Annotated in this window: 13 protein-coding genes; 7 read left to right on the forward strand and 6 right to left on the reverse strand. The window is 68.8% G+C overall.

Translation table 11 applies throughout. From position 1 onward, the window contains the following. Nucleotides 1-1,548, reverse strand: a 1,548-nt coding sequence (pcnB, locus tag AC1D2K_RS05240) for a polynucleotide adenylyltransferase PcnB (protein ID WP_478086854.1), incomplete at its 3' end; no start/stop codon positions are given. A gap of 18 nt (nucleotides 1,549-1,566) precedes the next feature. Continuing rightward, the gene (gene hda / locus AC1D2K_RS05245; protein ID WP_478086855.1) at nucleotides 1,567-2,253 is read right to left on the reverse strand and encodes a DnaA regulatory inactivator Hda; all 687 of its coding nucleotides are present in this window, start codon (nucleotides 2,251-2,253) and stop codon (nucleotides 1,567-1,569) included. Between the two features lie 203 nt (nucleotides 2,254-2,456). On the opposite strand from hda, the gene purM reads away from it, so the two are divergent. From purM to AC1D2K_RS05265, 4 genes are all read left to right on the forward strand, one after another. Continuing rightward, on the forward strand, nucleotides 2,457-3,497 hold the full coding sequence (purM, locus tag AC1D2K_RS05250; protein ID WP_478086856.1) for a phosphoribosylformylglycinamidine cyclo-ligase: 1,041 nt from the start codon (nucleotides 2,457-2,459) through the stop codon (nucleotides 3,495-3,497). Between the two features lie 13 nt (nucleotides 3,498-3,510). Beyond that, complete coding sequence (locus tag AC1D2K_RS05255; RefSeq protein WP_478086858.1) at nucleotides 3,511-4,569, forward strand: AI-2E family transporter; 1,059 nt, start codon at nucleotides 3,511-3,513, stop codon at nucleotides 4,567-4,569. A 130-nt stretch (nucleotides 4,570-4,699) separates the two neighbouring features. Continuing rightward, a complete protein-coding gene (locus tag AC1D2K_RS05260; RefSeq protein ID WP_478086859.1) occupies nucleotides 4,700-5,266 on the forward strand; it encodes an isochorismatase family protein in 567 nt (188 codons plus the stop codon). Between the two features lie 22 nt (nucleotides 5,267-5,288). Further along, nucleotides 5,289-6,269: a GlxA family transcriptional regulator gene (locus AC1D2K_RS05265; protein ID WP_478086860.1), complete on the forward strand. Its 981-nt coding sequence runs from the start codon at nucleotides 5,289-5,291 to the stop codon at nucleotides 6,267-6,269. 124 nt (nucleotides 6,270-6,393) lie between these two features. Here the strand turns inward: AC1D2K_RS05265 and AC1D2K_RS05270 are convergent, their stop codons facing one another. From AC1D2K_RS05270 to murJ, 3 genes are read right to left on the reverse strand one after another with little or no spacing between them, the layout of a single operon-like run. Beyond that, nucleotides 6,394-6,813: a bleomycin resistance protein gene (locus AC1D2K_RS05270; RefSeq protein ID WP_478086861.1), complete on the reverse strand. Its 420-nt coding sequence runs from the start codon at nucleotides 6,811-6,813 to the stop codon at nucleotides 6,394-6,396. Continuing rightward, a complete protein-coding gene (locus AC1D2K_RS05275; RefSeq protein ID WP_478086863.1) occupies nucleotides 6,813-7,664 on the reverse strand; it encodes a SirB1 family protein in 852 nt (283 codons plus the stop codon). Before AC1D2K_RS05275 ends, AC1D2K_RS05270 begins: the two co-directional genes overlap by 1 nt. A gap of 57 nt (nucleotides 7,665-7,721) precedes the next feature. Then, entirely contained in the window at nucleotides 7,722-9,287 is a 1,566-nt protein-coding gene (gene murJ / locus AC1D2K_RS05280; RefSeq protein ID WP_478086865.1) for a murein biosynthesis integral membrane protein MurJ, read from the reverse strand. A 118-nt stretch (nucleotides 9,288-9,405) separates the two neighbouring features. Between murJ and rpsT the strand changes: the two genes are divergently transcribed. Further along, entirely contained in the window at nucleotides 9,406-9,720 is a 315-nt protein-coding gene (gene rpsT, locus AC1D2K_RS05285) for a 30S ribosomal protein S20 (RefSeq protein ID WP_442281841.1), read from the forward strand. 147 nt (nucleotides 9,721-9,867) lie between these two features. Here the strand turns inward: rpsT and AC1D2K_RS05290 are convergent, their stop codons facing one another. Next, on the reverse strand, nucleotides 9,868-10,197 hold the full coding sequence (locus tag AC1D2K_RS05290) for a DUF3579 domain-containing protein (RefSeq protein ID WP_478086867.1): 330 nt from the start codon (nucleotides 10,195-10,197) through the stop codon (nucleotides 9,868-9,870). 161 nt (nucleotides 10,198-10,358) lie between these two features. Between AC1D2K_RS05290 and AC1D2K_RS05295 the strand changes: the two genes are divergently transcribed. Together AC1D2K_RS05295 and argF are read left to right on the forward strand one after the other, a co-directional pair. Beyond that, entirely contained in the window at nucleotides 10,359-11,564 is a 1,206-nt protein-coding gene (locus AC1D2K_RS05295; protein ID WP_478086869.1) for an acetylornithine/succinylornithine family transaminase, read from the forward strand. Continuing rightward, on the forward strand, nucleotides 11,561-12,487 hold the full coding sequence (argF, locus tag AC1D2K_RS05300; protein ID WP_478086870.1) for an ornithine carbamoyltransferase: 927 nt from the start codon (nucleotides 11,561-11,563) through the stop codon (nucleotides 12,485-12,487). The genes AC1D2K_RS05295 and argF overlap by 4 nt, the downstream gene beginning before the upstream one ends. The last annotated feature ends 58 nt before the right edge of the window (nucleotides 12,488-12,545 follow it).

Here is a 12,545-nt window from a genome sequence, read left to right on the forward strand (position 1 = left end):
CGGCTTGCGCCGGCGGCGGCGCTTGCGCGGCGCATCGGCGGCCTCGCCGTCCGGCGGCAGGTCGGTGTCGGCCTCCTCGGTCGGCGACGCCTCCCGACGCTCGACAGGGCCTTCGGCCTGCGAACGCGCCGGCACGCGCTGGCGCGTCTTCGTCTTCTTGTGCTGCTCGTCGCGCACCTGGTCCATCAGGTCCTGGCGGCGCAGGTCATCGGCGGTGCTGAACTCCTGCCACCACTCGGCGATCGCTTCGTTGACCTCGCCGACGTCGGCGCGCAGCCGCATGAAATCGAAGGCGGCGCGAAAGCGCGCCTGCTCGACCAGGCTGTGGGGCGTCGCGCCGCTGCGCTTGTCGAAGCGCGGCTGCATCATCCAGATCTCGCGCATGTCGGCCGCCAGCTTGCCGCGGCCCGAGACATCGCCGATGCGGGCGTTGAAGACGTCGTCGATCGCATCCTGCAGCGCCGGGAACGAGGGCTGCGGCCGCTGGCCGTGCCGGCCCTCGAGCCGCTGGGCCCAACCGTCGCGCACGTCGGCCCACAGCACGCAGGCCAGCAGGAAGCTCGGCGCCACCGGCTTGCCCTCGCCGACCCGGCGGTCGGTGTCCTGCAGCGCGGCATGGACGAAGGGCTGGTCGGCACGCTCGACCACGACGTCCAGCAGCGGGTAGATGCCGGTCGCCAGGCCGAGCTTGCGCAGCTGCGCCACCGTCGCGACCGCGTGGCCGGTCTGCAGCAGCTTGAGCATCTCGTCGAACAGGCGGCTCTGCGGCACGTCGGCCAGGAGCCGGCTCGACTCGACCAGCGGCGCCGCGGTCTTGGGCTCCAGCTGGAAGCCCAGCGCCGCCAGCTTGGCCGAGAAGCGGATCGCGCGAATGATGCGCACCGGATCTTCGCGGTAGCGCGTGATCGGGTCGCCGATCATGCGCAGCGTGAGCTTCTTGGCGTCCTTGATGCCGTTGTGATAGTCGACCACGATCTGGCTGGCCGGGTCGTAGTACATCGCGTTGACCGTGAAGTCGCGCCGCGCGGCGTCCTCTTCCTGCGGGCCCCAGACGTTGTCGCGCAGCACCCGGCCGCTGGCGTCCACGGCGTGCTTCATGCCCGCGAGCTCGCCCTTGCTGGTGCGCTCGTTGCCGGCCACCTGCTCGGCGCCGGCGTTGTCCATGTAGGCACGGAAGGTCGAGACCTCGATCACCTCGTGCTCGCGGCCGCGCCCGTACACCACGTGCACGATGCGAAAACGCCGGCCGATGATGAAGGCGCGGCGAAACAGGCTCTTGACCTGCTCCGGCGTGGCGTTGGTGGCGACGTCGAAGTCCTTGGGGCGCAGGCCCAGCAGCAGGTCGCGCACCGCGCCGCCCACCACGTAGGCCTCGTAGCCGGCCTGCTGCAGCGTGGTCACCACGTTCTTGGCGCGCTCGTCGACCAGCGCCGGGTCGATGCCGTGCACGGCGGCGGCCACCTCCTGGCGCTTGCCGAAGCGGGCCTTGCCGCCGGATGCGGCGGCGCCGGATTTGCCGAGGATTTTGTCGATGAATTTCTTGATCATTGGAGAGAGGGCTTCGCCCTATTCGTTTTCGAGCATCGACCGGATCAGCGGGATCGTGATCGCGCGCTGGGTCTGCAGTGCGTAGCCGTCGAGCTGCGCGAGCAGCTCCATCAGGCTGCCGAGGTCGCGGCTGAAACGATGCAGCATGTAGTCGAGCACTTCGTCCGACAGCATCACGCCGCGATCGTCGGCCGCCTGGCGCAATACGGCACGCCGTTCGGCCTCGCTCAACACCTGCAAGTGGAACACATGGCCCCAGCCCAGGCGCGTGCGCAGGTCCTCGCGCAGCGGCAGGTCGGCCGGCGGCAGCGCGCCCGCCGCCACCACGCCGCGCTGCAGGCTCTGCGCGTTGACGAACCAGTTGAAGGCCGCGTGCTGCTGGACGGCGGTGTAGAGATGGACGTCGTCGAGCAGCACCGCGCCCCAGCGCTCGTCGAACTCGGGCGGGTGCATCGCCCCCGGATCGAGCCAGCCGACGCTGGCGCCCTGCTCGCGCAGCGCGCCGCGCACGGCCTCCAGCAGGTGGGTCTTGCCGCTGCCGCCCTCGCCCCAGAGGTAGGTCGGCACCGGCGAGTGGAGCGTGGGCGCGCGCGCATCGCCGACCCACAACTGCAGGTGGCGCAGCGCCGGCTCGTTCGGGCCGGCGAAGAAGCCCGCGAGGGTCGGGCCGGTCGCGATGCCGATATCGAGCGCGAGCTGCTTCATGCCGTGGCCGCCGAGGGCGGCAGGGATGGCGCGGACGACGCAATGGAAGGGTTCATGGAGAATTGGCGCAGGACACGTAGTGGCAAGCGGGGGGAGGGTCGACCAGGACCCTTAAAATCGTGGCGAATTCTATCGGCCCGCCCAGATCGGTTGCCGGCCTCATTGTCCTCTCCTTCCGCCCTCCCCTTCCAGCCCGGCCCGCCATGAACTCCAACACCACCCCCCCGCTCAGCTACAAGGACGCCGGCGTCGACATCGATGCCGGCGACGCGCTGGTCGACCGCATCAAGCCGCTGGCCAAGAAGACGATGCGCGAAGGCGTCCTGGCCGGCATCGGCGGCTTCGGCGCCCTGTTCGAGGTGCCCAAGCGCTACAAGGAGCCGGTGCTGGTGAGCGGCACCGACGGCGTGGGCACCAAGCTCAAGCTGGCCTTCGAATGGAACATGCACGACACCGTCGGCATCGACCTGGTGGCGATGAGCGTCAACGACGTGCTGGTTCAGGGCGCCGAGCCGCTGTTCTTCCTCGACTACTTCGCCTGCGGCAAGCTCGATGTCGACACCGCCGCGGCGGTGGTCGGCGGCATTGCGCGGGGCTGCGAGCTGAGCGGCTGCGCGCTGATCGGCGGCGAGACGGCCGAAATGCCCGGCATGTACCCGGCCGGCGAATACGACCTGGCCGGCTTCGCCGTCGGCGCGGTCGAAAAATCCCTGATCCTGACCGGCAAGGACGTCAGGCCTGGCGACGTGGTGCTGGGCCTGGCCTCGTCGGGCGTCCACTCCAACGGCTTCAGCCTGGTGCGCAAGGTGATCGATCGCGCCGCCGGCGCCCTGCCCGCGACCCTGGACGGCCAACCCTTCCGCGCAGCCGTGATGGCGCCGACCCGGCTCTACGTGAAGCCGGTGCTGGCGGCACTGGCCAAGCACCCGATCAAGGCGCTGGCCCACATCACCGGCGGCGGCCTGCTCGAGAACATCCCGCGCGTACTGCCCGAAGGCACGGCCGCCCATCTGCGCAAGGGCAGCTGGCCGCAGACCGAACTGTTCGCCTGGCTGCAGAAGGTGGCCGGCATCGACGACATCGAGATGAACCGGACCTTCAACAACGGCATCGGCATGGTGGTCGTGATCGACCCGGCCGAAGCCGCCGCCTGCGCGGCCACGCTGCGGGCCGCCGGCGAGACGGTGCACGAGATCGGCGTCATTGCCGAACGCGGCACCGGCGCTGCCGTGGTCGTCGGCTGAAGCGCCCCGCCGCGTGAGCGACCCCACTGCCGCCTCTTCGCGTTCCGTGGTCACGGCGAGCTACCTGCTCATCGCCGCGGCCTTGCTGCTCATCATGTGGCAGGGTCTGCTGCCTGGCCTTCTGTGCGTGTGCATCGGCTTCCTCGGCACACGCTGGCTGGTGCGCGCGCTCGACGTCGGACTGCGCCGGCGCGAGAAGATCAGCGCCAACGACCCGACCTGGAGCGCGGCGCCGCCGCTGCCCCGCGTGGTCGCAGCGACGCTGGTGATGCTGGCGCCGATCGGCCTGCTGATCCTCGGATTCTCCGAGGCGCGCGAGTTCGTGCTCAACGCGCCCGAACAGTACAAGGAACTGCTCGACTACATCGCGCGCACGGTGCTGGAGCTGCGGCTCAAGCTGCCGCCGGACATCGGCGCCTACCTGCCCGAAGGTTCGGTGGAAGTGCAGAGCATCGTCGCCGGCTACCTGCGCGGTCAGGCCGGCTCGCTGGCACTGACCGGCCGCGCCTGGCTCGGTGGGCTGTTGTTCGCCTATGTCGGCCTGATCGTCGGGGCGCTGGCGGCGGTCGCCATCCGGCCCGTCGCTCGCCGACCGCTGGCCCGCGAGCTGAAGGCGCGCATCGCGCTGTTCGGCGAAGCCTTCGGCCAGATCGTGGCCGCGCAGTTCTGGATCGCGGCCTTCAACACCTTCCTGACCGCCATCTTCCTGCTGTTCCTGCTGCCGATGTGGCAGATGGAGCTGCCCTACACGCCGGCCCTGATCACCCTGACCTTCGTCGCCGGACTGGTGCCGATCGTGGGCAACCTGATCTGCAACACGGTCATCGCGCTAGTGGGCCTGTCGGTCTCGCCGCTCACGGCGCTGGCCTGCCTGGCCTTCCTGATCCTGATCCACAAGGCCGAGTACCTGATCAACGCCAAGGTGGTGGGCAGCCGCACCCAGATGGCGGTGTGGGAGCTGCTGGCCGTGATGTTCGTGGCCGAAGCGGTGTTCGGCCCGGCCGGGCTGGTGGCGGCGCCGCTGTTCTACGCCTATCTCAAGAAAGAGCTCAAGGCGGCGGCGCTGGTTTAGGGCCTGAACAGGCCCTAACAAAGGCCGATGTCCGAAATTGATCGATATCGGTCCAAGACGGCCCGGACGATGCGCCAATGAGATTCGAGAATTGGGCGCATCATCCACTTCTTTCCCGGAGATTGCGCCCATGTCCAGCTGTCTGATAGTGATCGACGTCCAGGAGTCGTTCCGCCACCGCCCCTACTTCGACGCGCGTGGCCTGCCGGCCTATCTGGCGGCCCAGAACGCGCTGATCGAGGGCTTCGCCGCAGCCGGTGCGCCGATCGTCCGGATCTTCCACAGCGACGGGCCCGCCGTCGCGAGCAACGCCTTCGCGGTCGAATCGGGCCACGTCCGGCCGCTCGAAGGACTGGCGCCATTCGAAGCCGCCGCCACCTTCACCAAGCGACGCCACAGTGCACTGGTGGGCACCGGCCTTGACGTCTGGCTGACCCAGAACCACGTCGACCGGCTGGTGGTCAGCGGCATCCGCACCGAGCAGTGCTGCGAGACCACCGCGCGCCATGCTTCCGACCTGGGCTGGCAGGTCGACTACGTGACCGACGCCACGCTGACCTTCGACATGGTGCAGCCCGACGGCCGGCCGCTCGCGGCGGCCGACATCCAGGCGCGCACGGCGACGGTGCTCGACGGCCGCTTCGCGAAGGTGTGCGGCGTGAACGAGGCGCTCGAGCGGCTCTCGGCATCGGCTTGAGCCGCCGCCGGATCGTTTCCGCATGGACGAGCACCCAGGTCCGATCCGGGTCGTCTTCGCGCTGCTGCCGCACAGCCTGGTGCTCGACTGGGCCGGGCCGGCGGAGRCGCTGCGCATCGCCAATCAGCTTCGGATCGCGGCCGGTCTGCCGCCGCGCTTTGAGCTGGTGTTCGCCAGCCCGGAGCCGGACGCAGCCAGCTCGGTCGGCGTCCGCCTCGCCGGGCTGCTGCCGCTGCCGTCGGACTGGCGCCCGCCGACCTGGGTGGTGCTGACCGGCCTGCCGGGCGACACCATCGCGGTCGACAACGCGCCGGCCCAGGCGCTGCTGCACTGGCTGCGCGGGCTGCGGCTCGAAGCCGGCCGGCTCGAGCTGGTCACGGTCTGCGCCGGCACGCTGCTCGCGGCGCACGCCGGCCTGCTCGCGGGCCGGCGCGCCACCACGCACCACCATCACCTGGACGAACTGAAAGAGGTCGAACCCCGTTGCGACGTGGTCGCCAACCGGGTCTTCGTGCTCGACGCCCCGCTCTACAGCAGCGCCGGCGTGACCACCGGCATCGACCTGATGCTGCACCGCATCGGCCAGGCCTGCGGTGAACCGCTCGCGGCGCGCGTGGCCCAGACCATGGTGGTCGCGATGCGGCGCGGCCCGCAGGACCCCGAGCTGTCGCCCTTCCTGGCCTACCGCAACCACCTGCACGCGGCGCTGCACCGGGTGCAGGACGCGGTCAGCGAACGGCCCCAGGCCGACTGGACCGTGCCGCGCATGGCCGAAGTGGCCCACACCTCCCCTCGGCACCTGACGCGCCTCTTCGACGAACATGCGGGCGTGGCCCCGCTGGCCTACCTGCGCCGGCTGCGGCTCGCCACCGCGCAGCTGGCGCTGCAGTCGGGCGCCAACGTCACACGCGCCGCAGAAATCTCGGGTTTCGGCTCCGACACCCAGTTGCGCCGCGCATGGCGCCAGTTCGGCCTGCCCGGCTCCCCCTCAGCACCCACCTGAACCCGGCCGGCGCAGCCAGGCCCGTTCGTGGAACACCGCGGAACCGGCTTTGCCGGGCCGCTGGTGTTGCCCCCGGCAGGGGGTGGGCGCCCCGACACGAAGTGCGGGGCAACCTGGGGGCGAGCTAGAGGTATCCGCAGAAACGAAGAATGTGACCGTCGGGCTCTTTGATCGCGAACTCGCGCAGGCCCCAGGGCTGCGAGGTCGGCGGTTCGACCACCTGGACGCCGCGCTTCACATACGCCGCGTGCAGGCCGTCGACGTCGCGCCCGACGTGGATCACGATCTCGCCGCGCCACGGACTGGCCTCGCGCCGGCCGCATTGCCAGAGGCGCAGGTAGACCGGATCGCCATAGCTTCGATCGCCCTTCTTGACGCGCGCATAGCTCGGCGGCTCGCCGGCGATGAAGTCGAGCTCGAAGCCCAGCACTTCGCAGAAATAGCGCGCGGACCGCGCCGCATCGGCCACCGGCAGCACGGGCTGCACACCGTGGAACTCGTGCAATGTGCCCAGATCCACGACAGGCGCATTGACCGGCTCCATCAATACTCCGAGCGGCGCAGCGCGGCGACCTTTTCGGCGATCGCATCGAGATCGAGCGCGTCCTCGGCGTGCGCGAGGTAGGTCTCGAGATCGCGCACCGCGAGCACGGCGTTGCCCTGCTCGGCATGCGCCAGGCCGCGGTCGCGGTGCTCGCCCCAGGCCTCGGGCAAGAGCGCGATCAGCCGGTCCTGCACCGCGATCGCGCGCTGCCAGTCTTCCTGGGCGCGATGGATCTCCTTCAGGTTGCGCAGCATCCGCCCGATGATCTCGCGCGGCGTCGCCGGCTGCAGGTACAGGCCGAGCGGCACGTCGAAATCGCCGACCAGGCCGTTGCTGCGCTTGTAGGGTTCGAGCCGCTCGCTGAGCTCTTCGCGCGACAGCGATTTGCCGGTGAAGGGATCGATCACCACCTGTCCCTTGGGCAGCGTGACCTTGAGCATGAAATGGCCCGGGAAGCCGACGCCGCGCGCCTGCAGGCCCAGCCCCTGCGCCAGCTCCATCCACAGCACCGCGAGCGAGATCGGAATCCCGCGCCGCGTGCGCAGCACCGCGTTGAGGTAGCTGTTGTCGGGGTCGTAGTAGTCGTTGACGTTGCCGCCGAAGCTCAGGTCGTGGAAGAAGAACTGGTTCAGCGAGCGCAGGCGGTGCAGCGGTGCGGCGTCGGCCGGCAGGCGCCGCTTGAGGCGCGCCAGCAACTGGTCGACATCGCCCAGCACCTGCTGGACGTCCAGCTCGGGGTATTCGTCCTGCGCCAGGCTGGCGGCCGCCTCGAGCAGCGGGAACTGCTCGTCGCTCTTGACGAGCGATTCGAAATATTCGAGAGCGGTGGGCGTCGAGAAGCTGAACGTCATGTGGCTTTGTAGAGGAGCAGGCGGAGACCGTCAAGGCGGCGGCGGAGATGGCGTGGATCAGCGGCGCACGAAACTGCGCAGCTTGAGCCCGGTCATCGCCAGCACCGCGAAATAGAGCAGCGCCGCGCCGGAAATGAGCGCCGCCAGCAGGCCGATGCGGTACAGGCGCTGGGACTGCAGGCCGATCCAGTCGAAATGCCGATCGCCCCAGACCAGCAGCGCGCCGAGCACCACGGTGGCGAGCAGCACCTGGAGCACGAATTTGCCCCAGCCCGGCTCGGGCTGGTAGCTGCCGCGCCGGATCAGTCCGACCAGCAGCCAGGTCGCATTGACCAGCGCGCCGATGCTGATCGTGAGCGTCAGCGCCGCATGCTGCATCAGCGGCACCAGGACGACGTTGAGCAGCTGGGTCAGCACCAGCACCCCGACCGCGATCAGCATCGGCGTGCGCGTGTCCTGCTTCGCGTAGTAGCCGGGCGCCAGCACCTTGATCGCCACCAGGCCGACCAGGCCGACGCCGTAGCCCATCAGCGCCACGCTGGTGCGCTGCACGTGGAGCGCGGTGAATTCTCCGTTGTGGAACAGCACCGCGACCAGCGGGCGCGCAAAGACCAGCAGCGCCAGCGCGCAGGGCACCGACAGCAGCACCACCAGCCGCAGGCCCCAGTCCAGCATCGCCGAATAGCGCGCATCGTCCTTCGCGGCGCGCGCGCCGGCCAGCTGCGGCATCAGCACCACCCCGAGCGCCACGCCGAGCATGGCGGTCGGGAACTCCATCAGGCGGTCGGCGTTGGTGATCCAGCTGACGCTGCCGGTCGCCAGGTGGGAAGCGATCTGGGTGTTGATCAGCAGCGAGATCTGCGCCACGCTGACGCCGATCAGCGCCGGCAGCATCAGCTGCATCACGCGGCGGGTCGTCGGGTCGGTCCAGGCGGCGCGCAGGGCACCGAAGCTGGCGCCGATGCGCGGCAGCATGCCCAGGCCGCGCAGGGCCGGGATCTGGATCGCCAGCTGCAGCAGGCCGCCCACCATCACGCCCACGCACTGGGCGTAGATCGGCTCGATCCCGAAGCGCCTGAAGACAGGCGCGCCGAGCACAATGGCCGCGATCAGCGCCAGGTTCAGCAGCACCGGCGAGGCCGCCGGCACCGCGAACTTGCGCCAGGTGTTGAGGACGCCGCCGGCCAGCGCCACCAGCGACATGAAGCCGATGTAGGGGAACATCCAGCGCGTCATGACCACCGCGGCGTCGAAGCCCTGCGGGTTCTGCTTCAGGCCGCTGGCCATGGCCCAGACCATCAGCGGCGCTCCGATGACCCCGAGCGCGCAGACGATGACCAGGGTCCACGTCAGCAGCGTCGCCACGTGGTCGACCAGCGCCTTGGCGCCGGCGTCGCCGTGCTCGGTCCTGGAAGCCGCCAGGACGGGGACGAAGGCCTGGCTGAAGGCCCCTTCGCCGAAGACGCGACGGAACAGGTTCGGGATGCGAAAGGCGACGTAGAAGGCGTCGGTCATCGCGCTGACACCGAACACCGAGGTCATGAGCACGTCGCGGACCAGGCCGGTCACGCGGGAGGCGAGCGTCAGCAGCGAGACGGTGGAGGCGGATTTGAACAGGGACACGGGGGAGAAGTGTATGTGCCCGCGCGTGCTCTCCGGGGCCTCGCCGCCGTCCTGGCTCAACTCGCCTATAATGGAAGGCTTTGCTGCATCATCCCCAAACCCTCAAGGAACACTGAATATGGCATCCGCCAAGCCCAAGAAGAAGAACCCGCGCCTCGCGTCGGGCCGTAAACGCGTCCGCCAGGACGTCAAGCTCAACGCCGCGAACACCTCGCTGCGCTCCAAATACCGCACCGCCGTGAAGAATGTCGAGAAGGCCGTGCTGGCCGGCGACAAGACCAAGGCGGCAGAAGCCTTCGCGAAGGCCCAAAGCATCGTCGACACCGTCGCCGACAAGGGCATCTTCCACAAGAACAAGGCCGCTCGCGACAAGAGCCGCCTGTCGGCCAAGGTCAAGAACCTGGCCCTCGCCCCTGAAAAGGCCGCCGCCTGACGCTTTCAGGCAAACAGCCCGGATTGGTTTTCCAGTCCGCCGTTTGATCGGGGTGCGCTGCAGCAAAGTGAAAAACCGCCTTCGGGCGGTTTTTTCATGGGCGCCGCCTTCGCGGCCCTTTTCCACGGGCGATCGATCGACGAGGCGCTACTTCTTGCCGGCCACCGGCGCCGCATCCGGAACCAGGCAGGCCTCCGCGACCTGCAGACCGTTGTCCTTGGCGAAATTGAGGCAGAAATCCCAGGCCATCGGCTCGGCATTGCGCAGTTCGCTGTTCACGACCACGCACTTGATGCCGTTGATGACCGTCGGCACGCACCAGGGCGAATAGTTCAGGTGGCTGCCCGGCTGGGGCCCGCCGGGCCGGAACGAGCACATCACGCCCGCCAGCCGTTCTGCCCAGTCGCTGGGGCGAAATGTCCGACCATCCTGGGTGATGCCCTGGATGAAAACTTCTTTGGCGGAGGGAGAAACCATCGGTTGCGTGAGGAATGCGGGCGCCGTTGCTGCGCCGCACAACGATTCTATCCGGGGGTCCCGCGGGCGACATGCGCGGGGGCATTGCTCTGATGCGCAATCCTCAATGAAGCCGTCGGGGCGGACGCCTAGAATCCGCGTTCCCTTTTCCGGAGATCCGCATGAGCGCCACTGCTGCCCCCTCGTCGCCCCACGTCATGAACACCTACGGTCGCCTGCCGATCGCACTGTCGCACGGCCAGGGTTGCCGAGTCTGGGACACCAACGGCCGCGCCTACCTCGACGGCCTCGGCGGCATCGCGGTCAACACGCTGGGCCACAACCACCCGGAACTGGTGCCGGCACTGCAGGACCAGATCGCCAAGCTGATCCACAGCTCGAACTACTACCACGTGCCCGGCCAGGAGCAGCTGGCGGCCAAGCTGACCGAGCTGTCGGGACTGACCAACGCCTTCTTCTGCTCCACCGGCCTGGAGGCCAACGAGGCGGCGCTCAAGCTGGCGCGCAAGTTCGGCCATGACAAGGGCATCGAACGGCCCGAGATCGTGGTCTACGAGGCCGCTTTCCACGGCCGCAGCATTGCCACCCTGTCGGCCACCGGCAACCCCAAGGTCCAGCAGGGCTTCGGCCCGCTGGTCGAGGGCTTCATCCGGGTGCCGCTGAACGACATCGACGCGCTCAGGAAAGCCACCGAAGGCAACCCCAACGTGGTCGCCGTGTTCTTCGAGACCATCCAGGGCGAAGGCGGCATCAACCCGATGCGCTGGGAATACCTGCGGCAGGTCCGCCAGCTTTGCGACGAGCGCGACTGGCTCATGATGATCGATGAAGTCCAGTGCGGCATGGGCCGCACCGGCAAGTGGTTCGCCCACCAATGGGCCGGAATCCTGCCGGACGTTATGCCGCTGGCCAAGGGGCTGGGCTCGGGCGTGCCGGTCGGCGCCGTGGTCGCCGGCCCGCGCGCCGCCCACATCTTCGGCCCGGGCAACCACGGCACGACCTTCGGCGGCAATCCGCTGGCGATGCGCGCCGGCATCGAGACGATCCGCATCATGGAAGAGCAGAAGCTGCTCGACAACGCGGCGAACGTCGGCGCCCACCTGAAGGCGGCGCTCGAGCGCGAACTCGGCGGCCTCGCGGGCGTCAAGGAGATCCGCGGCCAGGGCCTGATGCTCGGCATCGAGCTCGACCGTCCCTGCGGCGTGATCCTGGGCCGCGCCTGCGACGCCGGCCTGTTGCTGAGCGTGACCGCCGACAGCGTGATCCGCCTGGTGCCGCCGTTGATTCTCAGCATCGCCGAAGCCGACGAGATCGTCGCCATCCTGGCGCCGATCGTGAAGGCCTTTCTCGCGGAGCCTCAACCATGACCGATCGACTTGCCCTCCGGCACTACCTGCAGTTCTCCGACTTCACGGCCGATGACTACGCGCACCTGTTCGCGCGGGCGGCGCTGATCAAGAAGAAATTCAAGGCCTACGAGAAGCACCAGCCGCTGGTCGACCGCACGCTGGCGATGATCTTCGAGAAGGCCTCGACCCGCACCCGCGTGAGCTTCGAGGCCGGCATGTACCAGCTCGGCGGCAGCGTGGTGCACCTGACCACCGGCGACAGCCAACTCGGCCGCGCCGAGCCGATCGAGGACAGCGCCAAGGTCATCAGCCGGATGGTCGACCTGGTGATGATCCGCACCTACGAGCAAACCAAGATCGAGGCCTTCGCGGCCCACTCGCGRGTGCCGGTCATCAACGGCCTGACCAACGAATTCCACCCCTGCCAGATCCTGGCCGACATCTTCACCTTCATCGAGCACCGCGGCTCGATCGCCGGCAAGACGGTCGCCTGGGTCGGCGACGGCAACAACATGGCCAACACCTGGCTGCAGGCCAGCGAGATCCTCGGCTTCAAGGTGCATGTMAGCACGCCCAGCGGCTACGAGGTCGACCAGTCGATCGCGGGGCTGCGCTCGAACGCCAGCTACCAGGTCTTCAAGGACCCGATGGAAGCCTGCCGCGGCGCCGACCTCGTGACCACCGACGTCTGGACCAGCATGGGCTACGAGGCCGAGAACGACGCCCGCCGCGCCGCCTTCGCCGACTGGTGCGTCGACTCCGAGATGATGCGCGCGGCCCAGCCTGACGCCCTCTTCATGCACTGCCTGCCCGCGCACCGCGGCGAGGAAGTCGAGGCCGACGTGATCGACGGCCCGCAATCGGTGGTCTGGGACGAGGCCGAGAACCGGATGCATGTGCAGAAGGCCCTGATGGAATTCCTGCTCCTGGGGAAAGCCTGACAGGTCGAAGTGCTGTTTCCATTCTGTTGGAAATAACCGACACCACGGACTCCCGCGT

It is taken from the genome of Variovorax sp. P1_H12_2, from assembly GCF_056405335.1.